The organism is Aureimonas glaciei (assembly GCF_014643375.1).
Lineage (GTDB): Bacteria > Pseudomonadota > Alphaproteobacteria > Rhizobiales > Rhizobiaceae > Plantimonas > Plantimonas glaciei.
Window position 1 is genome coordinate 433,409 of record NZ_BMJJ01000004.1, and the last position, 26,462, is coordinate 459,870.

Genomic DNA, 26,462 nt, shown 5'->3' on the forward strand with positions numbered 1-26,462 from the left:
ATGGCGAAGCGCGCCCCCCGCGAACCCGTTGCCATCATCGGCCTCGGCCTGCGCCTGCCCGGCGCCGACAGCCTCGACGGATTCTGGGATCATCTCGCCGCCGGACGGTCGCTGATCTCGGAAGTCCCGGCCGATCGCTGGGACGCCGCGGCGCTGAAGGGCGACCCGGCCAAGGGGCATCACACCAGCAGCATCTGGGGCGGCTTCGTCGAGGACGCCGACGGTTTCGACGCCGCTCTGTTCGGGATCTCGCCGCGCGAGGCGGCGTGGATGGACCCGCAGCAGCGCTTTGCCCTCGAAATGGCCTGGCATGCCATCGAGGATGCCGGCTATCGCCCGGCCGATCTCGCCGGCAGCCGGACCGGCGTCTACATGGGCGTCTGCCACTTCGACTATGCCGAGCTCCTGGAGAAGCATCTCGCCCGGGTCGACGCCTATATGCCGACCGGCATCGCCCTGTCGATCATCGCCAACCGCGTCTCGCACTTCTTCGATTTCACCGGCCCGAGCATCGCCAACGACACCGCCTGCGCCGCCTCGATGACCGCGCTCTACGAGGCCGTCCGGGCCTTGCAGGACGGCGAATGCGAGATGGCGCTGGCCGGCGGGGTGAACCTTATCTGGTCGCCCAATCACTTCGTCGCCTTCTCCAAGGCGGGCATGCTGTCGAAGGACGGGCAGGGCAAAGCCTTCGACGACGGCGCCGACGGCTATGTCCGCGGCGAGGGCGGCGCCGTGCTGCTGCTGAAGCCGCTGGCGAAGGCGCTGGCGGACGGCGATCCTGTCCATGCGGTGGTGCGCGGCATCGGCATCAACCACGGCGGCCGCACGAATTCGTTGACGGTGACCAGTCCGGCTGCGCAGGCCGAGCTGATCGCCCGGGTGCACCGCGAGGCCGGGGTCAGCCCCGACACCGTCGGCTATGTCGAGGCGCACGGTCCGGGAACGCCGCTCGGCGATCCCATCGAAATATCCGGGCTGAAGCAGGCGTTCGCTGAGCTTGCCGCGGAAAACGGCGTGACGCTCGACGCGGCCAGCTGCGGCGTCGGCTCGGTGAAGACGAATATCGGCCATCTCGAAGGCGCGGCCGGTGTCGCCGGCATCGCCAAGGTGCTGGCCGCGATGAAGCATGGCCGCCTGCCGGCCAATGTCGGCTTCACCCGGCTCAACCGGCTGATCGATCTCTCGGGCACGCCGTTCCGGATCCAGAGCGAGGCGACAGACTGGCCGCGGCAGGCGGGGCGGCCGCGCCGGGCCTGCGTCAGCTCCTTCGGCTTCGGCGGCAGCAACGGCCACGTCCTCCTCGAGGAGCCGCCCGCGCCGGAACCCGTGCAAGCGGCTGAGGCGGCGGAAGCGTGGCAGGTCGTGCCGATTTCCGGTGCGACGGCCGATCGCCTGCCGCTCATTGCCGCGCGCCTCCTTGCCTTCGTCGAGCGTGGCGAGGGCGTGGACCTCGCCGACCTCGCCCATACCCTTCAGACGGCCCGCCTGGCGATGCCGGCGCGTCACGCCTTCGTCGCGCAGAGCCGCGGCGACCTGGCCGTCAAGCTGCGCGCCTACCTCGCCGGTGCGGATGGTGCCTCCACGGGCCCCGCCCCCTGTGCCGCGACTGCCGGCGAGGGGACCTCGTCCGACGAAGCGCCGTCGTCTGGTCATGCGCTGGCTGCTGCCGATCTTGCTCATCGGTGGATGGCCGGCGACGACGTCGACTGGGCGCCGGGCCGGGCGGCCGCCAGCCGGCGGATCCACGCCCCCCTCTACCCGTTCGAGCGGACGCGGCACTGGATGGACCTGTCGCTCGGCCAAAAGGACCAGGCGGGCGTCCCGCATCCCCTCCTGCACCGCAATGTGTCTGGGCTCGACGGCGCGCGCTTCGAGACGCGCTTCTCCGGCGACGAGTTCGTCCTGGCGGATCACCGCGTCGGCGGCGTCGCCGTCCTGCCGGGCATGGCGTCGCTCGAAATGGCGCGGGCGGCGGCGATGCGGACCGGCGAACTCGGCGGGGGCGCCTATGCCATCGACAACGTCGTCTGGCGGCGGCCCGTCCGCCCGACCGATGGCCGGGGCCTTCTGGCCGAGACCCGCCTGGGGCGCGAGGCGGCCGGCACGCTGGCTTTTGCGATCGCGGTGCCGGACAAGGCCGCTCCCGCCGCAGCCGGACGCTCGTCCGCCGGTCCTGATGTGCAAGGCACGATCCGGACGCTGGACGATCCGGCACCTGCCGGTGCCGATCTGGCGGCCCTGAAAGCCCGGATGGCCGATCCCGTCGAGCCGGAGACCTGTTATGCAAGGCTGCGCGCCAGCGGCGTCGATCACGGTCCCGCCTTTCGCGCCCTGGCCGCCGCCAGCCGCGGCGAGAACGAGGCGCTGGCGCTCCTGAAGCTGCCGCGCCGACTGCTGGCCACGCTCGGCGCCATGCCGCTGCACCCGGTTCTCCTCGACGCCGCGATCCAGGCCTGGGTGGCCATCGGCGATACGTCGCCTCCGGGCGCCGCGGTGCCGTTCGCCTGCGGTCGCATCGAGGTGTGGGGGCCCTGCGAGGCCAGCCTGTGGGCGCATGTGCGCCTTCGGCCGGGGCCGGACGCCGCGACACGCCATCTCGACATCGATCTGTTCGACAAGACCGGCGCGCGCAGGGTCTCTTTCCACGATCTGACTCTGCGGATCATCAAGGTCGGAGCCGAGGTCGGCAGCGCGGCCGTCGTCGCTCCGCGCCCGGATTTTTCGGCGTCCATGGTCCTTGCGGGCGGCGTCTGGCGGGATGCACCCCTCGAGATCGTCGAGGCGGACACGGCCGCTGCGACGCGCGTTCTCCTGGCCGGCTGGGATGCGGGCCTCGCGAATGCCCTGTCGCGCCGGACCGGATGGCCGGTGGAGGCGCTTCCCGATGTCGCCGATGTCAGCATGGCGACCGCGGCAGAGACGCTGTTTGCCGCCGTCCATGGCCTGATCGGCGAAGTCATCCGATCGCGCCCGCCGCGGCCCGTCGACATCCTTGTCCTCGCCCGCGACACGCTCCCGGCACCCGTCACCGCACCGCTGGCGGCCCTGCTGAAGACCGCGGCGATCGAAAATCCCAAAATCGGCGGGCGCCTGGTCTCGCTGGCCGGAGATGGGTCCCTCGAACGGCTGGCTGCGGTCGTTTTGACCGAGGGGCGCGGCGGTCCTTCGCCGACGGAACTGCGCTATGACGCCGACGGCAGGCGCAAGGCCTGGGTGCCAATCGCGGGCGACGGACTGGAGGGGGACGGCGCCTACGCTGCCGATCCCGAAGGCGTCTACTGGATCACCGGGGGGCTCGGCGGCCTCGGCCTGATCTTCGCCGACTGGCTCGTCTCCCGCGGTGCGCGGACCCTGATCCTCAGCGGTCGACGCGCGGCGCCGGGACCGGAAAGCGAAGCGCCGCTCCAGCGTCTTCGCGACCAGGGGGCAAGGGTCGACTATGCCGAATGCGACATGGCGTCGGAGGCGGCGACCGCGCGCTTTGCCGCGGCGGTCCAGCGGGACTACGGACCGCTGAAGGGCATCATCCACGCCGCCGGCGTCCTCGATGACGGCTATATTCTGACCCAGGACGCGGGCACCGCGGCGCGGGTCTTCGCGCCGAAGGTGGCGGGAACCGTGAACCTCGACCGCGCGACGCGCGCCGCGCCGCTGGATTTCTTCGTCCTGTGTTCGTCCATGGCCTCCGTCTTCGGCAATGTCGGACAGGCCGTCTACGCCGCCGCCAACGCCTTCATGGATGGTTTTGCCGAGGCGCGTGCCGCCGAGGTCGCGGCCGGTCTGTGCCGCGGAAAGACGGTCGCCATCGCCTGGCCCCTGTGGAGCGCGGGCGGCATGGCGGTCGACGCCGGGACCCTGGCGTCGATGAAGCGCCGCCTCGGGCTGACGCCGATGCCGACGGTCGCAGGGCTTCTGGCGCTCGACGCCATTCTGGTCGGCAACGCATTCGCGCGGACGACGGTCCTGCATGGCGACGTCGAAAAGATCAGGGCGGCGCTCGACGATCTCCGGGCCCCCCGCGCCATCGGCTCGCCGGCAACGGCCGCGGGGGCCGCAACAGGGCCGGCTGCCGAGCCCGCTGCGCCGGCTGGCGACGACGAGGCGCTGGTGGAGCGTACGGCTGACCATGTCCGAGCCATCCTGGCGGAGGTGCTGGAGATCGATGCCGCGCGCATCCGCGTGAACCAGGCGCTGTCCGACTACGGGCTGGACTCGATCGCGATCATCGAGACCACCGAGCGCCTGGAAGAGGACCTGGGGCCTTTGTCGAAGACGCTTCTGTTCGAATACGTCGATCTCGGCAGCATCGCCGAGCATCTGGCGCGCGAGCACGCCCCGGCGCTTCGCCGCCTCTTCGCCAGCGAGACAGCGGCATCGCCGGTTGTGTCTGTCTCGGCTGCACCAGGATCGACCGCGCCGAAAACATCTCCGCCGAGAACCGCCGCTGCGGCCGCATCCTTCGAGCAAATTGCTTCACCGCCGCTCGCGGTGCCGGAGAGCGATTCCGACCACGAGTCTGCGGGACCCGCGGCTTCCGATCGGTCCGACGTCGCCCATCCTGCTGTCGGTCGCAAAACCCCCGACGACAGCCACGACATCGCGATCATCGGCCTGTCCCTGCATGTGTCCGGCGCGAGCGACCAGGACAGCTTCTGGAAAATGCTCTCCGAGGGCCGGCACGGCTTCGAGCCGGTCCCCACCGAGCGCTGGGACAACGGCGCGCTGTACCATGGCGAGCGGGACGTGCTGGGCAAGACGGTGGTCGGCACCGGCGCCTTCCTGCCGGATATCGACAGGTTCGACCCGCGCTACTTCCGCATCTCGCAGGCCGAGGCCGAGCTGATGTCGCCGGAGGTGCGGCTGTTCCTGCAGGCCAGCGTCGAGGCCTTCGAGGATGCCGGCTATTCGCGCCAGACCATGGCCCGGCGCTACGGGGGCGACGTCGCGGTCATCGCCGGGTCGATGACCAACGAATACGACCTCTACGGTTTTCAAAACATGCTGATGCGCGGGGCGCTGGCCAGCGGCAGCTATACCGGCACCGTGCCGAACATGGTGTCCTATTTTTACGGCTTCACCGGCCCGTCCTATTTCCTCGACACCATGTGCTCGGCCTCGTCGACCTGCGTGCACGAGGCGGTGCACATGCTCAGGGCCGGGCGCTGCCAGATGGCGCTGGCCGGCGGCGTCAGCCTGCTGCTGCACCCGCAGAAACTGATCGCGACGTCGCAGGAGCATTTCACGTCGAAGTCCGCCGACGTCATCCGCGGCTACGGCCTCGGCGCGGAAGGCACGATCCTCGGCGAGGGCGTCGGCGCTGTGGTCTTGAAGCGGCTCGCCGATGCGCGGCGCGACGGCGACCACATCTACGGCGTCATCATCGGCTCGGGCATCAGCAATGCCGGGACGCGCAACGGCTTTACCGTGCCGAGCCCCGGCCAGCAGGCGGTCGCCATCGAAAAGGCGCTGGACGATGCCGGCGTCAGTGCGGCGATCATCGGCTATGTCGAGGGTCACGGGTCCGGGACGGCGCTCGGCGACCCCATCGAGATCCGGGCGCTGACGCAGGTGTTTCGCAAGGCGACCGATGCCGTCCAGGCCTGCCCGATCGGCACCGTGAAGAGCAATGTCGCCCATCTTCTCGCCGCCTCGGGCCTGGCCGGCATCGCGAAAGTGCTGGCGCAGCTGAAGCACGGGCAGATCGCGCCCTCGCTGCATGCCGAGACGCTCAACCCCGACATTCCGTTCGAGACCTCGCCCTTCTACGTGCAGCGCGAACTGGCAGACTGGACGCGCCGCCGGGACGAGGCCGGCCGGGAATTGCCGCGTCGGGCCGGCGTGACGTCGATCGGCGCCGGCGGCATGAACTCGCATATCGTCATCGAGGAATTTTCAGCGCCTGCCTCTCTTCCGGCGGAGGAGGGCCCCGAGCTCCTCGTCTTCTCGGCGCTGGATCCGGCCCGCCTGCGCGCCGTGCTGCAGCGGTTTTGCGCGCATCTCCGGCAAAAGCCGGACGAGCGGCTGGCTGACCTGGCCTATACGCTGCAGGTCGGCCGGAACGAGCTTTCCTGCCGCCTGGCCCTCGTCGCGCCCTACCGGGACGGCGCCCTTGCGGCCATCGAAGCCTTCCTCGCCAGCGGCGCGGCCGGGCCGGGAATGGTCTATGTGCCGAGCATTCTCGACGCCGACCCGCCGCGCGATCGCGCGGCGCTGGAAGCCGGCTGCCGGGCGCGCGATCTCGGCCCGGTGGCCGCCGCCTGGTGTGCCGGCGCCACGGTCGACTGGGACCTCTTGGCCGGAGGCCGCGTGGTGCGCCGGCTGTCTCTGCCGGCCTATCCCTTCGAGAAGATCCGCTGTTGGTATCAGTCGGAGCCGGACGCCCCCTCCGTCGTCAACCCGATCGGGGCGCGCTCGAAGCTGCATCCCTTCATCGGTATCAATCGCTCCGATGCGCACGGTTTGCGCTACGAGACGGCGACCCACCTGAAGGAGCTGCGCGACTATTTTTTCACCGATCACGGCCGCCAGACGCTGCTGCCGACGGTCGTGCCGGAGATCCTCGCGGCAGCCCTGCGCCTTGCGGGCCTCGGCGAGCGCTTCGTCTTGGCGCTGGAAGTCGAGGCGATCGGCGACTGGTCGGGCATAAGCGAGATCCTGATCGGCGTCGACCACGCCGCGGACGGGACGGGGCACACCGTCCGCATCGAGACGGTGGATGCGGGTGGGGCCGCCCGCCCCTGGGTGCGGGCGACATGCACCGCCACCGGCGCCCAGGCTGCAGATCTCGGCCCCGCGCTCGATCTCGCCGGCCTGCGGGCTTCCGCCACCGCGATCCTGTCTTCCGCCGAGATCGACGCGGCGCTGAAGGCGGGCCGCCTGAGCTTCGGGCCCTATCTCGAGATCCTGGATCAGGCGTGGCGCCTGCCCGGTGGCGGAACGCTCTGCCGCCTGCGGACCGATACGCCGCAGCAGGACCCTTTCAAGAAGAACACCTTTTGCACAGCGCCCGCATGGGGCGCAGCCTTCCAGGCGCTGCTTCTCGCCGACTCCGGCTTCGCCGACGCCGCGCCCTGGTCGATCGCCGCCGCGCGTGTCGGGGAAGGCGCGGTGGCCGACATCCTGTGCATGCCCGAGGCGGACGGACGATACGGCGTGAAATTGCTCGACGCATCGGGCCGTGTCGTGGCGGACCTTTCCGGTATCGCCGCCGGCAACCGTGCGGTCGCGGACCGCGCGCCGGGCCGGTCCGATCCGCAAGCGACTGCCCCGGTCGAGGGATCGCTCGCGCGGCTCGGCGGGGAATTGCGCGGGATGGCCGCGGCGATCCTCAAATTCGCGGCGGGCGATCTCGGCCTGCGCGAGAGTTTTCACGATCTCGGCTTCGATTCGATCTCGCTCACCCGTTACGCCGGCGACATCGGCGATGCCTACGGCATCGCGCTGTCGCCGGCGATCTTCTTCGAGTGCGCGCACATCGAGGCGCTGGCGACTCATCTCGCCGCCCGGCATGGCCTGACTGCCCGGCCCGAGCCGGTCCCTCCCGCGATGCCGGCAAGCGCCTCTTCGCCCCGAATGGCCTCGCCGCGACTGTCTGAGACCCAGGGGGCCGCTCTCGACGCCGGGCGGCCCCAGGGCGAGCCGATCGCCGTCATCGGTATGGCTGGCCGCTTTCCCGGCAGTCCCGACGTCGAGACTTTCTTCGACAACCTGCTGGCCGGCTGCGACCTGACGTCCGACTGGCCCGCCGACCGCCTTACCCCGGCCGCCGCGGCCGCGACGCGCGACCTCGGCTTTCCCCTGCGCGGCGGTTTTCTCGGGGATGTCGATCGCTTTGACGCCGCGCTCTTCAGGATTTCGCCGGTCGAGGCCGAGCGCATGGATCCGCAGCAGCGACTGCTGCTGGAGACGGCCTGGCGGGCGCTGGAGGATGCGGGCCTCGCGCCGGCCGACCTTCCGCGCGACACGGGCGTCTTCGTCGGCATCACCGCGCTCGACTACGGCAAGCTCTGGCGGGGCGAGGGCCTCGAGGTCGACGGCTATGTCGCAACCGGCAATTCGCTGGCGATGGCGGCGAACCGGCTGTCGCACCAGTTCGATCTCTCGGGCCCGAGCCAGGCCATCGACACCGCCTGTTCGAGCTCGCTGATCGCGCTGCTGCGCGCCCGCGATGCCTTGAACCTGCGCCAGTGCTCGGCCGCCATCGTCGCGGGCGTCAATCTCTGCCTGTCGGCGGACGGTTTCGAGGGACCCGCTCTGGTCGACATGCTGTCGCAGACTGGCCGCTGCAGCACGTTCGGCGCGGCCGCGGACGGCTATGCCCGCGGCGAGGGCGTGGCGGCGCTGCTCGTAAAGCGGCTCAGGGATGCCGAGCGCGACGGCGACCGGATCCTCGGCACGATCATCGGCGGCGCGGAAAACCACGGCGGACGGTCGGGGGCGCTGACGGCGCCGAATGCCAGAGCGCAGGCGGATTTGATCGTCGCGGCCATGGCGGGGATCGATCCGGACAGCGTCTCCTACATCGAGGCGCACGGCACCGGCACTGCGCTCGGCGATCCCGTCGAGATCAACGCCCTTATCCGGGCCTTCGAGACGCTCGGCGCCGGCCGGCCCGCCCGCGCCGGGTCGATCGGCCTCGGCGCGGTGAAATCGGCCATCGGGCATCTGGAAGCGGCGGCGGGCCTTGCCGGCGTGATCAAGATCCTCATGGCCATGCGGCGGAACGAACTGCCGCCGACGCTTCACGCTTCGCCGATCAACCCGCATATCGCGCTGGACGGCAGCCCCTTCCGGCTGGTCACGGCGCGCGAGCCCTGGCCGGCCCATGCGCCGGGCGGCGGCAGTGCGGGACCGCGCCGCGCCGGGGTCAGCAGCTTCGGTTTCGGCGGCGCCAATGCGCATGTGGTGCTCGAAAGCCATGACCGACCGGAGCAGGCCGGCCGCCCGCCGCTGCCGCCGCATCCCTTCGCCGCCACGCGCTTCTGGATACCCGGAGCGCGAGCGACCGGCACCAAGGTGGACAGGCTGTTGTTCGTCCCGGTCTGGGTGGACCGTGACCTTCCGGGGGAACGCTTCACAGGCCGGCGGATCGCAGTCGGCTGTGGTGTGGCGGTGGCGGCGGGGCAGGGCGCGGACGTCCAGAATCTTGCTCCCGGCGACGCCGATATCGGGCAGCGCTATGCTGCCGCCGCCACACAGCTTCTCGCTTTGCTGCGCCGGGAGATCGAACGCCCCGGGCACGACCCGGTTCTCATCCAGCTGGCCGTCCCCGCGGAGGGCGACGGCCTCGTCTTCGCCGGTCTCGGGGCCCTTCTTCGCTCGGCCTCGCAGGAGGAGCCGCGGGTGAGGACGCAGCTCCTCGAAGTCGCCCCGGATGCGTCTGCCGAACAGGTTGCGGAATGGCTGGCGGAGGAGGCCCGGGGCCCGTACGACGGCTACAGTCGTCGCTCGGGGAGCCGGCGGCAGGTCCGCGTCTGGCAGGAACAGGTTGCTACGGCGCCGGTTCATCGCTGGCGCGAGGGCGGCGTCTTTCTCGTCACCGGCGGCCTGGGCGGGCTCGGCCGGCTGGTCGCCGAGGACATGGCGCGCACGGCCAAATCGGCGGTAATCGTGCTCGCCGGCTCTTCGCCACTCGACGACGACCGGGCCGCCTTCCTGCAGACGCTGCGCGGGCAGGGCGCCGTCACCGCCTATCGCCAGGTCGACATGGCCGATGCCGAGGCGGTCGAGGCACTCGTGGCGCACATCGTCGAGGTTCACGGCGGGCTCCATGGCGTCGTCCATTGCGCCGGGACCCTCCGCGACGGATTCCTCGCCAACAAGACCGACGCGGATCTTCGGGCGGTGCTGGCGCCGAAGGTGACGGGCGCGCTGGCGTTGCGTGCGGCCTGCCAGGGGCTCGATCTCGACGATTTCGTGCTGTTCTCGTCCCTGGCCGGCGTTTTCGGCAATCCGGGCCAGGCCGACTATGCCGCCGCCAACGGGTTTCTGGATGGCCTCGCCCGTGCTTCCAGCAGCAGGATGCGGGCGATCGACTGGCCGCTGTGGCAGGACGGCGGAATGACGGTCGATCCGGCCACGGCGGAGGCGCTGCATCGCCGGATGGGTCAGCGCCCCCTCGGCACGGCGGCCGGCCTCGAGGCGCTGCATCTCTGCCTGGGCGGAGATGCGCCGCAGGTCGCGGTGATCGCCGGCGACGGACAGCGCATCAGGGGCTTCTTCGCCGGCGACGGGCCGGCGCCGGCGGAGGCTGCGGCGGTCGCGCTCTCCATCGAACGGGCGGTGCCCACCCCGTTCTCTCTCGTTGCGTCATCCTCCACCGTGCCCCCGGCACTGCTGCCGGCAACGCGCGCGAATCTCGGCGTGCTGTTTGCCGAGATCAGCGGCCTTTCGCGCGAGGCCATTCGCCCCGATGCGCCGCTGGAAGACTACGGCATCGATTCCCTGATGATCACCCGGCTCAACACCGCCCTCGGGGACATTTTCGCGCAGCTGCCGAAGACGCTGTTCTTCCGGCACCGTACGCTGGCGGCGGTGGCGGACTATCTCGTCGACGCGCAGCCCGTCGCCTGCGGTCTCTGGACCGGCGTGGCGGGCGATTTCGGCGCGGACCCGCTGCTCCCGGCCGCCGGGCGGGAGGCGCGGCAATTGACGCCTTCTGGACAGGGCGCGGCAGGCGCCGGCGCCGCCCCTGCCGCGGCGGGCGCGACGCCCGCCGCCGCTCCGCAGGAGCCGATCGCCATCGTCGGCATGAGCGGCAGCTATCCCGATGCGCCCGATCTCGACCGCTTCTGGGACAACCTCGTCGCCGGGCACGACGCCGTCCGCGACATTTCCGGAGAACGCTGGCCGCGCGACGGCTTCTTCGAGCCGGATCCGGACGAAGCCATCGCCGCGGGCAAGAGCTATTCCCGCTGGGGCGCCTTCCTCGAAAACTTTGCCGATTTCGATCCGCTCTTCTTCAAAATCTCGCCGCGCGATGCGGCGGCGATGGATCCGCAGGAGCGTCTGTTCCTGACGAGCGCCTGGCAGGCCTGCGAGGATGCCGGCTACACGCCCGCCCGGCTGAAGTCGGTCTGCGGCGGGGAGGACGGGGCGCGCGTCGGCGTTTTCGTCGGGGTGACCAAGACCGGCTTTGCCCTGCATGGGCCTTTCCGCACGGAAGGCGGCGCCACCGTCCGGCCGTCCACCTCTTTTGCCGGCATGGCCAACCGGGTGTCGCATCTCCTCGACCTGTCCGGCCCGAGCCTGCCGATCGACACCATGTGCTCGTCGTCGCTGACCGCGATCCACGAGGCCTGCGAGCATCTGAGGGCCGGAAGCTGCGGCATGGCGATCGCCGGCGGCGTGAACCTCTATCTGCACCCGTCGACCTATGGGGAGCTGAGCGCCGCGCGGATGCTCAGCCCCTCCGGCCGCTGCCGCAGCTTTGGCGCCGGTGCCGACGGTTTCGTGCCGGGCGAGGGCGTCGGCTGCCTCCTCCTGAAGCCCCTGTCGCGGGCGATCGCCGATGGCGACCGGATCCACGCGCTCATTCTCGGCAGCGTCGTGAACCATGGCGGGCGCACCAACGGCTACACGGTTCCGAACCCTTCGGCTCAGCGCGACGTGGTGCGGGCGGCGCTCGACCGTGCCGGCGTGAGCGCGGCGGACGTCGGCACCGTCGAGGCGCATGGCACGGGGACGGACCTCGGCGATCCCATCGAGATCGACGGCCTCGTCCAGGCTTTCGCGGCGGACGGAGCGGCGGCAGGCTCCTGTGCGCTGGGATCGGTGAAGTCCGGGATCGGCCATCTCGAGGCGGCAGCGGGGATCGCGGGGCTGACCAAGATCGTGCTGCAGCTGAAGAACCGGGTCCTGGTGCCAACGCTGCATGCGGATCAGACCAATCCGAACATCGACCTATCGCGGTCGCCCTTCGTCCTGCAGCGCCAGGCTGCAACCTGGACATCCGAGAAGCCGCGGATCGCCGGTGTCTCGTCCTTCGGGGCCGGCGGCGCCAATGCCCATGCCGTCCTGCAGGAATGGGTGGAGCCGGCGGCGGTGATCGCGGCCCCGCCGGCATCGGGACTTCAGGCGGTCTTGCTTTCCGCGCGCAATCCCGAACGCCTACGGGCCGCCGCGGAACGCCTTCTGGCCTTCGTCGGCAAGGCCGGCGCGCTTCCCGCGGGCATGCCCGAAACGGGCGCGATCCTCCCGGCGCTGTCGGCGGCGCTCGCGTCATGGCTCAACGTCGAGCCGCGGGACATCGATCCGGCGGAAGACCTCGCCGCGCTCGGGCTGGAGGCCGCGCATCTGTCGGCGCTGACGCAATGGGCAAAGACCCGCTTCGGCGTGGCGCTCGACCGGTCGGATCTCGACCTTGCTGGCACGGTCGAACGGCTGGCGACGCTCATCGGCGCGAAGGCGGAGGCGCCGTCCGTCGCATCGGACGCGCCACGGCTTGCCGACATCGCCTACACGCTGCAGGTTGGCCGCGAGGCGATGGAAAGCCGGTTGATGATCCTTGCCGGCAGCACCCGGCAGCTTGCCGAGCGACTGGCGTCCTGGCTGTCGGGGAGTGCTGCCGATCCTTCCGTCCTCTCCAATGAAGGGCCGGCATCGCGCAATGTCCTTGCCGCGCTCGGCGATGACGCAGTGGTCGACGCGATCGTCGCCGGAGCCTGGAAAGACGGACGCATCGAGTCCGTGGCGCGGCTCTGGGTGGAAGGGGTCGCGATCCCCTGGGAGGATCTGCGCCGGGGAGATCGGGCGCGCATCGTCTCCCTGCCGACCTACCCCTTCGAGGCCCAGCGCTATTGGCTGCCGGCCCGACCCGAGGCGAAAACGTCCACGTCACCGGAAAGGGCGGAGGATGCGTTCGAACGGATCGTGACGACCGGCCGAGGCGATGCCGTGCTGTCGGCGGAGATCGAGGCTCTGGAACACGCGATCACCGGCGTTCTCGGGCCGATCCTCGCGGCCATCCCGCCAACGGACATCCTTGCCGCATACCGGCCCTGGGCCGAGGCGGCGCGCCTGCATCTCCGGGCGCGGACGGGAACGGCCCCCGCGGCGGAAGCCTGGGCCCTCTGGGATGCCTTCCGGCAGACCGGCACGGGCAGGGCGCAGGCGGACCTCGCTGAAGCGGCGCTGCAGGCGCTGCCCGATATTCTCACCGGCCGGCGGCCGGCGACGGAAATCCTGTTCCCCGAAGGCCGCCAGACGCTCGTCGAGGCCGTTTACAAGGAAAATGCCGTCGCGGCCCGCTTCAGCCGCACCCTCGCCGCGGCGGCGGCGGGCGTCGTCGCCGCCTTCCCGGACGACGGTCGAAAACTGCGCATCCTGGAAATCGGCGCGGGCACCGGCGGCACGAGCGAGCCGGTCTTCGAGGCCCTGCGGCCGCATAGGGAGCGGATCGGCGCATATGCCTACACCGACGTGTCGCGGGCCTTCCTCATCCACGCCGAACGCCATTATGCCGACCGCATCCCCGGCCTGACGACGGCACTGTTCGACGTCGAGCGGCCGCTGGCTGGGCAGAGCATCGCGGCCGGCTCCTGCGACCTCGTCATCGCCGCCAACGTGCTGCACGCGACGGCGGATATCGCTCGCACGCTGGCACGGGTGCACGAGACGCTGGCGCCGGGCGGCGTCCTGCTCCTGAACGAAACCGCGATGCCGACGCTCTTCACCCATGTGACCTTCGGGCTGCTGGACGGCTGGTGGCGGTTCACGGATCCGGAGCGGCGGATCGCCGGCACGCCGTCGCTGACGGCGTCCATGTGGCGAAAGGTGCTGGAGGAAACCGGCTTTGCCTGGCTCACCGGATCCTCGCCCGAGGAGCAGGCGCTGGGCCAGCAGGTGATCGCCGCGCGGGCGACCGGCGTTCAGCGCGGGGGCGTCGACTCGGCGGCTGCCACGGTCGCACCGGCGAGCAGCCTGCACGCGCTGCCGGGCAGCGGCGTCGCGGAGGACCTGGAAGACCGCCATGGCCAGGCCGCGACGTCCTTGCGCGAGACCTTGCTCGCGACCCTCGGGCAGACGCTGAACGTCGCGCCTTCCAGCATCGACCGCGACCGCAGCTTCGCCGACTACGGCCTCGATTCGATCCTCGGTGCCGAATTCGTCCACCGCCTGCGCAAGGCTCTCGATATCCGGCTGGATCAGGCCAGCTTGTTCGATTTCGCCAGCGCCGCGAGGCTGGAGACCTTCCTGCTGGGGCAGTATCCGGCCCTTGCCGACCGTGCGTCACCGAGGGTGCCGGAGACGGCGGTCGCGCAGACGGCGTCCGCGCCGACCCAGATTCATGGCACGCCGCAGGCCCGCTTGGCCGATGCCGCCGGCCGCGAGCCGATCGCCATCGTCGGCGCCAGCGGCCGCTTTGCCGGCTCGGACACGATCGACGCGCTGTGGGCGCACCTCGTTGCCGGCGACGATCTGGTGGAGCCGGCGACGCGGTTCGACCTCGAGCCCCTCTACCGCGACGCCGAGCCCGGCAGTTTCGGCCGCCACGGCAGCTTCATCGAGGGCGTCGACCGGTTCGACCCGGTCTTCTTCGGCATTTCCGGGCTGGAAGCGACCTATATGGACCCGCAGCAGCGGCTGTTCCTGGAGGAGGCCTGGAAGACGCTGGAGAATGCCGGCCATGCCGGCGCGGACATGGTGGGAAGGCGGTGCGGCGTCTTCGTCGGCTGCGCGCATGGCGACTATCAGGACCTGTTCGCCGAGCAGCCGCCCGGCCAGGCCTTCTGGGGCAACACCACCTCGCTCATTCCCGCGCGGATATCCTATTGGCTCGACCTCAAGGGTCCCGCCGTCGCCATCGACACGGCCTGTTCCAGCTCGCTCGTCGCCCTCCACATGGCGTGCCAGAGCCTCTGGAACGGCGACAGCGAGATGGCGCTGGCCGGTGGGGTCTTCATCCAGAGCTCGCCGCGGTTCTTCCGCTCCGCCAATGCCGCGCGCATGCTCTCGCCCTCCGGGCGATGCGCCGCCTTCGGCGCCGGGGCCGACGGCATCGTTCCCGGCGAGGCGGTCGGCGCCATGCTGCTGCGGCCGCTGTCCGAGGCGCTCGCCGATGGCGACACGGTGCTCGGCGTCGTCATCGGCTCCGGCACCAACCAGGACGGCACGACGAACGGCATCACCGCGCCGAGCGCCGCCTCGCAGGAGCGGCTGATCCGCGAGCTCTACGCCAAATTCGGCATCGACCCGGCGACGATCGATCTCGTCGAGGCGCACGGCACGGGCACCGTGCTCGGCGATCCGATCGAGCACGCGGCCCTCGCTCGGGCTTTTTCCGACGCCGGTCTCCGCCGCGAGCCGACATGGCTCGGCTCGGTCAAGTCGAACATCGGCCACGCCACGACGGCGGCGGGGTTCGCCGGGCTCGCCAAGGTGTTGTGGAGCCTGAAGCACGCCAGCATTCCGCCGACGCTGCATTTTGCCGGCGGCAATCCCGCGATCGATTTCGCCGCGAGCCGCTTCCAGGTGAACGAGGCGCCGGTCGCCTGGCCCGTCCGGGCGGACGGCCAGCGCCGGGCGGCGATCAGCTCCTTCGGCTTCGGCGGCACCAATGCCCATCTCGTGGTCGAGGAGGCGAGGCAGGCGCCCTCGGCGCCCGAGCCGCAGCGGCATCAGCTGTTCGTCCTGTCGGCCCGCACGACGGAGCAGTTGCGGGCGCAGGCCGCCCGTCTCCGGCAGCATCTCCAGGCGCAACCCGGCCTGCTGCCGGAGGACGTCGCCTTCACGCTCCTCGCCGGCCGGCGGCATTTTCAGCATCGGCTGGCGCTGGTCGCCGACAGTTTTGACGCCCTGATCGGCGGCCTGAGTGCCTGGCTGGACAATGGGTCGTCCGCGGTGGCTAGAGAAACAAGCGGGCCCGAACGCGCCGGCGGAAACCGCGTCGGGAGCCTGCGAACCAGCGAGCCCGATGAAAGCACGCGCGTCGCCGATCTCGAGCTTCTCGGCCGGCGTTTCGTCGAAGGCAGGACGCTGGATGTCCACACGCTGTTTTCCGCGGCCCGCCGCCGCGTGCCGCTGCCGACCTATCCGTTTGGGGGAAAGAGCTATTGGGTGGGACCGATCGGCCCTGTCGCTGCCTTGGAGCCGGAGCGTCGGCTCGCATCGATGCCATTTGCCGAGGCAACACCAACGGCCTCTTCCCTGCCTCGGCCAGGAGGTGATGATCCCGCGCCTGCGCCGGCGGCGCGGGTCCGGCTCGGGCGGCCGGAAGCCATGGCGGCCTCGGTCTCGGCGTCCGGCGTTGTCTGCTCCGCCAGGGTGGCCCTCGCGCCCGTGACGCCGCGCGTGCCTCAGTCGCCCGCCGGCACTGTGGAACGCTCGGCCGACAGGGAGGGCGTTCGCGTCCTTACTCTGAGCGGCGGCTGGGGGCCGGCGCTGGCGGCAAGGCTGACCGAGGAACTTATCGCCGCGGGCGACGACCTGGCTGTCCGCGCCGTGATCCTCGCAGGCAGGCTAGAGGGGCAGGGGCAGAAGGCGCCGACCTGGAATGCCGAGAGCCTCGTCACCTGCGCCGTGCCCGTCGTCGCGGCCTTTCAGGGCCGTCCCTCCGGTGCTTCGGCGCAGATGGCGCTCGTCGCCGATTTCCTGGTCCTTGGCGAGCGCAGCGGTCTCGACGACATCCCTGCCGCCGAGACGGAACTGGTTCACAGGCTCTACGCGCTTCGGCTGGGAACGGTCGGTCGTCTCCAGGCGACTGACCGCACCGGCCGTGACGGCGACGCGCTGCGCGAATGGGGCATCGTCCTCGCGCCAGAGGGGACGCAGGACCAGACCGCGCTGACGCTGGCCCGCCAGATCGCGCGGGCGCCGCGCCTGCCGCTCGTTCTGCTGAAGCGCCACATGTGGACGCGCCTGCCGCTGACGCCCGTCGCGGCCGCCATGCCGTTTTCAGCCGAAATGCCGGTGGCGGACCTGGCCCGAGAGGCCGCGCCGGGTTTCGCCTCGCGCAAAATTCCGCTTGCCTCGCCAGTCGTCGAACTCGACCTCTTCGACGACGGCGTGCTTCTCCTGCGCATGCTGGAGCGGGACGGGCGCAACATGTTCACCCCGGCCCTGATGGACGGCCTGGAGGAAGCCTTCGCGACGATCGCGCAATTGGCGGCGGCGAGGGTCGTCGTCCTGACCGGGCACGAGACCTTCTTCGCCTGCGGCGGCACGGCGGAGGGGCTGCGCGATCTGCAGAGCGGCGGCAGCCGGTTTACCGACCGCCGGATCTACGCGCTGCCGCTCGCCTGCAATCTCCCGGTCATCGCCGCCCTGCAGGGCCACGGCATCGGCGCGGGCTGGGCGCTCGGCCTTACCTGCGACTGGGCGATCCACGCCGAGGAGGCGGTCTATCACAGCAACTATCTCTGGTACGGCTTTACGCCGGGAGCCGGCGTGACCCTGGTGCTGCCGCACCGCCTCGGCGACGACCTTGGCCGCGAGATCCTGTTCACCGCGCGGGAATACCGGGGCCGTGAACTGTCGCAGCGGTCGAAGCAGGCGACGGTCGTCCCGGCCTGCGACGTCCTCTCCCTGGCGCTGGCGCGGGCGCACGAACTGGCGCGTCTCTCCCGCGACAGCCTCTTGGCGAGGAAGCGGACGGCGGCCCAGCCCTTGCGCGATGCCCTCGAAACCGTTCTGCAGCAGGAGCTGGCGATGCACGCCGAGACCTTCATCGGCAATGAGGACGTGCGCGCGCGCATCGCGGAAAAATTCGGTGCGGCGGAGCCGGCGATCGCGCCCAACCGAGCTCCGCCATCGGGAGACGATGCGGGCATCGTCGGCGCGGTCATGTCCTCGCTGGCCGAGGAGCTGATGATCGACGTCGCCGAGATCGGGGCAAACGCCAGTTTCATCGATCTCGGCCTCGATTCCATCCTGGCGGTGACGTGGATCCGCCGGCTGAACGAGCGCTTCGGCATCGCGCTGCCGGCGACGGCGGTCTATGCGCATCCGACCGTTGGTTTGCTGGCAGGCGAAGTCGCGCGGCTGGTGGGCGACCATCGACCTGACGGGCGTGGGCCAAATGCGTCGGCGCCGGTCGCTCCCCTGGCCGAGCGGGCCGCCAATGCCGCGGAAACGCCTGCAATGCGCCGGCCGACCGACGCCTTGCGGGAGGACATCGTCGCCTCGCTGGCCGGCGAGCTGATGATCGATCCCCAGGAGATCGAGGACCGCTCCGGCTTCCTCGATCTGGGCCTCGACTCGATCCTCGCCGTCACCTGGATCCGCCTCCTCAACGCCCGCTATTCCATCGCCCTGCCGGCGACGGCGGTCTATGCCCACCCTTCCGTCGGGGCGCTGGTGGATCATGTCGCCACGCTCCTGCCGCCGCCGGGGCGGGTGGCAGAGGCGCCGGCGAGGGGGCACGGCGCGGGCGCGCCGGTGCCGCCGGCCGCCTTGCCGCATTCTGCCGCCCTGGCCGCGACCGATCCCGAGCCGCGGCCGGCCGCTCCGCCGGTCGTCGCCCGCGCCGACGCTGACGCCCGCTCGGATGGCATCGCCATCATCGGCGCCTCCGGCATGTTCCCCAAGGCAGCGGACCTCGACGCCTTCTGGCGCAATATCCGCGACGGGGTGGACTGCATCGGCGAAATTCCGGCCTCGCGCTGGGACATCGCCCGCTTCTACGACCCCGATCCGCAGGCGCCGGGAAAGACCTATTGCAAGTGGATGGGCGCGCTCGACGCCGTCGACGCGTTCGACGCGCGCTTCTTCGGCATCACGCCGCGCGAGGCCGAGCTGATGGACCCGCAGCAGCGCCTGTTCCTGCAGACGGCCTGGCACGCGATCGAGGATGCCGCGATCGACCCGGCCCGGCTCGCCGGCTCGCGCTGCGGCATCTACGTCTCATCCGGGCCGAGCGGCTACGAGGACCTGATCGAAGAGCGCAACAGTTACAGCCTGCTCGGCAGCGCCGGCTCGATCCTCGCTTCCCGCATCGCCTATCTCCTCGACCTGCGCGGCCCCTGCCTGTCGATCGACACCGCCTGCTCCAGCTCGCTCGTCGCGCTGGCCGAGGCCTGCGAAAGCCTCGTCGCCGGCGTCTGTGACCTGGCGATTACGGGGGGCGCCTGCGTTCTCGTCGGGCCCAAGATGTTCGTCGACACGGCCAAGGTCAGCATGCTCTCGGCCGACGGCCGCTGCTTCACCTTCGACGAAAGGGCCAACGGCTTCGTTCCAGGCGAAGGCGTCGGGGCGGTGCTGCTCAAGCGGCTGGCCGATGCGCAGCGCGACGGCGATCCCATCCATGCGGTGATCCGCGGCTGGGGCGTCAACCAGGACGGCCGCACGAACGGCATCACGGCGCCCAATCCGAAGGCCCAGACGGCGCTGATCCGCGCCGTCCATGCCCGTTTCGGCATCGACCCCGCCACCATCGGCCTCGTCGAATGCCATGGCACCGGGACGCCGCTCGGCGATCCGATCGAGGTGGAGGGGCTGACCGGAGCCTTCGACCTGCCAGCCGGCGACGCCTGTGCGCTCGGGTCGGTGAAGAGCAATGTCGGCCATCTCCTCGCCAGCGCCGGGATCGCCGGGCTGTTGAAGGCCATGCTGGCGCTGGAGAACCGGCAGATTCCGCCCTCGATCAACATCGACACCCCGAACGGCCACATCGCGTTCGAGAAGACGCCCTTCTTCGTCAGCCGGACCTTGAGCGAGTGGCCCGCGCCGGTCGGCGCGCCGCGGCGGGCGGGCGTCAGCGCCTTCGGCTTCAGCGGCACCAATGCGCATGTGGTTCTCGAACAGAGTTCGGACGCGCCGAACGCCGTGTCGCCGAGTACGGGACCCTGGATCTTTGTTTTGTCCGCCCGCGACCGGGACCGGCTGATCGCCTATGCCGGCGCGCTGGAGCGCTTCGTGGCATCACGGCCCGGCCTCGACCTCGGCAGTCTCGCCTGTACCTTGCAGACAGGTCGCGCGGTTCATTCGGAGCGGCTTGCCGTCGTCTGCAGCGGACGCGACGAACTGCTGCGGGCGCTCGCCTCGGTCGCCGCGGGCCGGCCGATCGCCGGCGTGCATCTGTCTGCGGCGGATGGCGGCATGGCGACGATCTTCGGCGCCGACGAGGAGGCGAAGGCGCTCGTCGCCCGCTGGCTGGCGTCTCCCGATCCGGAGCAGCTCGGCAGGGCCGCGAAACTGTGGGCCGGCGGCATGAACCTCGCATGGCCGGCCATCGCCGGCGCCAGGCGCATCCATATTCCGGCCTATCCTTTTGCTGCGACGCGCCACTGGGTCGATACCCCCCAGGCACCGCCGCGGCCGGCGGGTCTGCCGATCGCCTCGCCCGACGCCTCCGCGCTTCTCGGCAAGGCTCCGGCGGAGGGCGAGCTCGGCCGCCGCGTCATTCGTCTCGACGGCACCGAGGCCTACCTGACGACGCATATGAGCGGCGAAGAGCGGCTGTCGCTCGGCCTGTTCCTGCCGGAAATCGCCCGCGCCACGCTGGAACGGCTTTCGGGCACGCCCGTCCGGCGCCTGCAGCACCTTCTGTGGGGCGGCCCCGTCGCGATCAACGGGCATCCGCGCGACATGACGGTCGTCGTCCTGTCGGACGCCGAGGGCCTGCTCTACCGGGTCGAGGCCGATGGCGAGGGGGCCTGCCATTTCGGCTCGGCCGCGCCGGATGAGCCAGGCCTGCCGGCGCGGACCATCCTGCCGCCGGGCGAACGGGAGCGCGGGTCCGATGCGGGTGCCGCCTACAGGCTCTTTGCCGACGGTTGCGCCATCGCCTCCGGCCCGCCGTCGCCGGAAATGGCCGGCATCGGCTCCGTTCGACGCGACGGGGGGACGCTCATCGCCGATCTCCAACTGCCGCGCGGGGCAGAGTCCGCGGGGCACTGGTTCAACCCCTTCTTCCTGGATGCCGTCTGGCGCCTTCTCACCTTCCGGGCGCGTGCCGGTGCGGGCGCGCGTCCGGATCGGTCGGACCTGATGTTTCCCTTCAGCATCGAGGCGATGACGGGGTTCGCGCCGCTCGCAGACACGGCCGTCGTCCGCATCCACAGCGCGGACGGTGACGACGCGGGTGCCTGCCAAGTCCAACTATTCGACGCCGAGGGCGAAGAATGCCTGCGGCTCGACGGCGTAAAGCTGGTATCGCTGGAGAGCAGCTGGGACATCCATCTGGATGAGGAGGTTGCTCAATGAACGGCAGTCCGGCGCGTGTGGCGATCATCGGCGGCGGTCCGACCGGCATCGGCGTCGCTCGCGAGCTCCTGGCCGGCGGGATCGACGTGGACCTCTTCGAGGCCGAAGGCGATTTCGGCGGGGTGTGGAACGGCGAGGCGGCCTGCGGCCGAACCTACCGGTCGCTCCACCTCATCTCGCCGAAATTCAATACGCAGCTGCCCGACTTCCCGATGCCGGAGAGCTATCCGCCCTATCCCGACCACCGGCAGATGCTCGCCTATCTGCGCGCCTGCGCCCGGGAGGCCGGCCTCTATCCGCGGACCCGCTTCAACGCCGCCATCAAGACCCTGGTGCCGGAAGGCGAGGGCTGGCGCCTGAAGAGCGCGGCCGGCCATGACGCGCATTATCGGCTGGTGATCGTCTGCAACGGGCTGCAGCGGGTGCCGCGCTTTCCCGAGCCCGCCTACGCCGGAAACTTCGAGGGCGAGGTGCTGCATGCCGCCGACTACAAAACGGCCGACCAGCTGCGTGGAAAGCGCGTCCTCGTCGTCGGCGGGGGCAATTCCGGCTGCGACATCGCGGTCGATGCCATCCGCACCGCGGAGACCGTGCATCACAGCACCCGGCGCGGCTATTATTACCAGCCGAAATTCATCGGGGGCAAACCGACGCCGCAGTGGATGATGGAGCTCGGCAGCAAGTTCTCCAGCAAGGAGGAGACGCTCGCCTATATCGAGGAAGTGTTCCGCCTTGCCGGCTATGACGGCGCCGACTATGGGCTGCCCCGGCCGGACTACCCGCTCGACGGCGCCCATCCCGTGATGAACTCGCTGCTGCTCTACCATATCGGCCACGGCGACGTGGCGCCGAAGGGCGACGTCGAGAGCTTTCGCGGCAAGACGGCGCGCTTTGCCGACGGCAGCGAGGCGGACTTCGACCTCGTGCTGTATGCGACGGGATACCGGCGGGACTTTCCGTTCCTCGACCCGGCACTGCTGGAGTGGAAGGGCGGGATTCCCGACCTCTTCCTCCACTCCACGCCGCGCAACCTCGACACAATCCTGTTCATGGGCTTCATCAATGCGGCCGGCGGGCTCGGCGACGGCCTGAAGACGCAGGGGCTCTTCGTCCTCAACTACGCCCGCGCCCTGTTCGGCCGCACCAGCGGGCTGGAGCGGTTTCTGGCGGCCAAGCGCACCGACACGCCCGATCTCGGCCAGAGCTACTTCATCCAGTCCTACCGCCACCAGTGGGAAGCAGACCTCTGGAAGCTGCTCGGCCACATGCGCCGCTACCGCGACATGCTCGCGGAGGGCGCTTCCGCCAAGGCGGAGGCGGCCGAATGAGTTTCGGCGGTCGCGACACGCTGCGGGCCCGGATGGCCGAGAGGCTCGACGCGGAACTGATCGGGCGGGCCCGCGCGCGCCTCGCTGCGAAAGCGGCCGCCGGCGCCGCCGAACCGCCGCCGGGTGCGCCGCCGGAGAACCCCGCCGCCCAACTTGCCCACGATGTTTGGCAGCTGGCCGCCGCGGCCCTGCGCATGCCGCCGGCGGAACTGAGCCCACGCGAAAACCTTGCCAATCTCGGGATCGATTCGATCGCGATCACCGAGATCATGGCGCAGATCTCCCGGCATTTCGGGATTTCCGTCGCGCCGACGGTGTTCTTCGAGGCCAAGCATCTCGACGATCTCGGCGCCATCCTCTTCGAGCGCTACGGCAAGACGATCGCCGCCCGCTCGGCTGACAGGCCGCCTGCGGGGTCCGAGGCAACCCCTGCCTCGGATCCATCACCTCCTTCGTCACCAATATTGCCCGCGTCGGGCCGGAGAACGTCTGAGGCCTGGATTGCCCGGCAGCGGAAGGCCGCCGGCAGCGGGAGAGGGCTGCCCGTCGTGGCCGCCCTTGCGGCGGTTTCGGCGCCAGCGTTCGCGCTTGGGGGCTCCGGCAAGGATGTGCCGATCGCGATCCTGTCGATGGAAGGGAAATTTCCCCGGAGCCCCGACCTCGACGCCTTCGAGGCGCATCTGCGGGCCGGTGACGATTGCATCGAGGAGATCCCGCCGGAGCGCTGGGACTGGCGCGCCGTGCATGGCGATCCGAAGAAGGGGGCCTTCACCGACGTGCGGTTCGGCGGCTTCGTGCCGGATGCGGACATGTTCGATGCCGGCTTCTTCAACATCTCGCCGCGCGAGGCCGAGCTGATCGACCCGCAGCACCGGCTGTTCATGGAATGCGTCTGGAGCCTCGTCGAAAAGGGCGGCTACGCGCCCGGCGCGCTGTCGGGCCGCAAGGTCGGCATGTTCCTCGGCATCAACCTTCTCGACTATACCGACATGGCGAACCGGGCCGGGATCATGGAGGCGCAGCAGCTGACCGGGCTCGGCCACGCCTTCTGCCCGAACCGGCTGTCCTTCCTTCTCGACATTCACGGACCCAGCGAAGTCGTTGATACCGCTTGCTCGAGCTCGCTCGTCGCCATCCACCGCGCGGTGATGAGCATCCGGCACGAGGGCTGCGAGATGGCGATCGCTGGCGGCTCCAACCTGATGCTGTCGCCGACCCAGCACATCATGTTCTCCAAGGTCGGGATGATCACCCCGGACGGACGCTGCAAGAGCTTCTCCCGCGATGCCAACGGCTATGCGCGCGCCGACGGCGTCGGCGCCGTGCTGTTGAAGCGGCTGGACCTGGCGGAACGCGACGGCGACCCGATCCTCGGCGTCATCCGCGGCTCGGTCGCCCATCATGGCGGCGGCGCGACCTCGCTGACGGCGCCCAATCCGAAGTCGCAGGCGCGGCTCATCGTCGAGGCGCATCGCCAGGCCGGCGTCGACCCCCGCAGCATCGGCATGGTCGAGTGCCACGGCACCGGCACGCCGCTCGGCGACCCGATCGAGATCGACGGCCTGAAGCGTGCCTTTGCCGAGCTCTATCGCGACAGGGACCTCGTGCCGGCTGCCGAGCCGACGATCGGCCTCGGCTCGGTCAAGTCCAATATCGGTCACGCGGAGACCGCGGCCGGCATGGCCGGGCTGATCAAGGTGTTGCTGGCGATGCGCAGCGAGACGCTCTACCCGACGCTGCATTGCGCGGCGCCGAACCCGCTCCTGGAGCTCGCCGGCTCGCCCTTCTTCCTCGTCACCGAGGCGCGGCCCTGGAAGCGGGCGGTCATCGAGGGCCGGGAGCAGCCGCTGCGGGCGGGGCTCAGCTCCTTCGGCGCCGGCGGCACGAACGTCCACATGGTGATCGAGGAATACCGCAGGCCCGCCGAGGCGCCGCCGGTACCGCGGGAAGGTCCGTTTCTCTTTCCGGTCTCGGCGAAGAGCGAGGCGGCGCTGCGGGCGGTGGTCGCGCGCCTCCGGGAGGCGGCGGCGACGGCCGATCTCGCCGACATGGCGGCGACGCTGCAGGTCGGGCGCGATGCCATGCGCTGGCGGCTGTGCTTCGTGGCGGCGGAGAGGCCGGCGCTCATCCGGGCCATGGATGCCTTCCTGGCGCAGGCGCCGGGCGCCGCGGCCATCGGAACCGCGCCCGCCGGCCAGCAAGTCGCGGCCCTCGATCCCCGGGCGGAGCCTCCTGCCACCATCGCCGCCCACTGGACGGCCGGCGGCGCGGTCGACTGGTCGGCCCTGTATCCGGGCCGGCGCCCTCGCCGGATCGCCCTGCCGAGCTACGCCTTCCAGCGCCAGCGCTACTGGCTGCCGCTGCCCGAGCTTCCGATCCCACGACCCGCGCCGGCGACGCTGATGCCCCAGCCGCTGGGCGGTGACCGCTTCGAACTTCGGTTGACCGGCGAGGAGACGTTTCTCGCCGATCACCGCGTGGCCGGAACGCCTGTTCTTCCCGGCGTCGCCTATCTCGAGCTGGCGCGGGCCGCGGCCGAACAGGCCGGCTTTTCCGCGCCGACGCTCCGCCAGGTCGTCTGGATGACGCCGCTGAGGGTGGAGCGCCCGGTCACGGTGATCTGCGAGATCGTGCGCCTTTCCGAGGGCGCGCGGGCGGAGATCGTCAGCATCTCCGAGAGCGGCGAGCGCAGCGTGCATGCGCAGATGCGCATCGCGGCGTCAGGCATTCGCCCCCCACAGGTGGACCTGCAGGTTCTTCGGCAGGCTTCCGCCCGCCCCCGTCCGGCAGCCGAAATCTATGCCGCCTTTGACGCTCTCGACCTCGGCTATGGCGAAGGCCACCGCGTCATCCGCGACCTGGCGATCGGCAGGGATGCCGAAGGCCGCACGCAGGTTCTCGCCGAGCTCGAACTGCCGGCGGCGCTGCACGCGGGCATGTCCGGCTTCGTGCTTCATCCCAGTCTTCTCGACGGCGCCCTCCAGTCGGCCATCGGCCTCGCCGAACCGGGGGATGGCGCCACCGCCCTGCCGTTCTCGATCGACGCGGTCGAGATGTTCGGGCCCTGCGAGCCGCACATGTGGGCGCTTGTCCGCGCCGTGGACGAGACCCGGCCGGGCGTGCGGGCGATGGATATCGATCTCCTCGCCGACGATGGCAGCACCCGCGTGGCCATCAGGGGTTTTGTCACGCGCCGGCTGGTCGTCGCGGCTTCGGCTCCGGCCGGAGACGCTGCCGGCGACGTTCTCCTCTGCTTCGAGCCCTGCTGGCGTCCGCTCGTCCCCGGTTCGACGTCTCCAGCGTTCGAGCGTCGCGTCGTGCTCCTGGCGGGCGTCCGCGGCAACGAGGGCGCTTGGAGAGGCGCCATCCCGGACCGCGAGGCGATCGTGGTCGACGATCCCGCGTCGTCGCCACCGGGGGAGACGTTCGAGCGGATGGCGCTGCACGTCGTCGAGGCCGTCCAGGCGCTCCTCGGCGAGCCGGGCACGGGGCCGATCCTGGTGCAGATGGTTTGCGTCGGCGAAGCGAGCCCGCCGCACCTCGCGGGTCTGGCGGGGATGATGCGAAGCCTTGGTCGGGAGCACCGGCGGGTGCACGGCCAGGTCGTCGCCATCGCCGGCAGCGACCCATCTGCGTTGGCCGCCGCACTGCAACGGGCCGAGCGGGCCCCCGCGGGCGCGCTGCTGCGGGCCGAGGGCCCGGGGCTTGCCATGGAAGGCTGGGAGGAAAAGTCGGCGGCTGAGGATGCGCCGCCCCCTTGGCGCGACGGCGGCGTCTATCTCGTCACCGGCGGCGCCGGCAAGCTCGGCCTGATCCTGGCGTCGGAGATCCTGCGCACCGCACCGCAAGCGAGGGTGATCCTCGCCAGCCGGCACGAACCGTCCGCCGAACTCGCGATGCGGCTGCGGGAAGGCCACGGCCTGCATCACCTTGTCGCCGACGTCGCGGACGCGGCCTCGGTCGCGGCGCTGGTCGAGGGGATCCGGCGGG

3 protein-coding genes (1 of these 3 cut by a window edge) are annotated in these 26,462 nt (G+C 70.7%); all 3 read left to right on the forward strand.

Translation table 11 applies throughout. From position 1 onward, the window contains the following. Tightly spaced (each overlapping or abutting the next), the 3 genes in view from IEX88_RS11325 to IEX88_RS11335 form a layout consistent with a single transcriptional unit that may run on beyond the window. Positions 1-21,144 (forward strand): SDR family NAD(P)-dependent oxidoreductase, encoded by a 21,144-nt coding sequence (locus IEX88_RS11325; protein ID WP_188850706.1) that lies wholly within the window; start codon positions 1-3, stop codon positions 21,142-21,144. Continuing rightward, the gene (locus IEX88_RS11330) at positions 21,141-22,472 is read left to right on the forward strand and encodes a flavin-containing monooxygenase (RefSeq protein WP_188850707.1); all 1,332 of its coding nucleotides are present in this window, start codon (positions 21,141-21,143) and stop codon (positions 22,470-22,472) included. The genes IEX88_RS11325 and IEX88_RS11330 overlap by 4 nt, the downstream gene beginning before the upstream one ends. Then, on the forward strand, positions 22,469-26,462 hold the start of the coding sequence (locus IEX88_RS11335) for a non-ribosomal peptide synthetase (RefSeq protein WP_188850708.1). Its footprint extends 16,751 nt past the window's final position; the window shows 3,994 of its 20,745 coding nt (coding positions 1-3,994); it begins with the start codon at positions 22,469-22,471; the stop codon falls past the right edge of the window. Before IEX88_RS11330 ends, IEX88_RS11335 begins: the two co-directional genes overlap by 4 nt.

What these genes read in the sequence shown, in the direction of transcription:
- IEX88_RS11325 (WP_188850706.1), top strand. Translation starts at nt 1, where the DNA reads ATGGCGAAGCGCGCCCCCCGCGAACCCGTTGCCATCATCGGCCTCGGC.
- IEX88_RS11330 (WP_188850707.1), top strand. Translation starts at nt 21,141, where the DNA reads ATGAACGGCAGTCCGGCGCGTGTGGCGATCATCGGCGGCGGTCCGACC.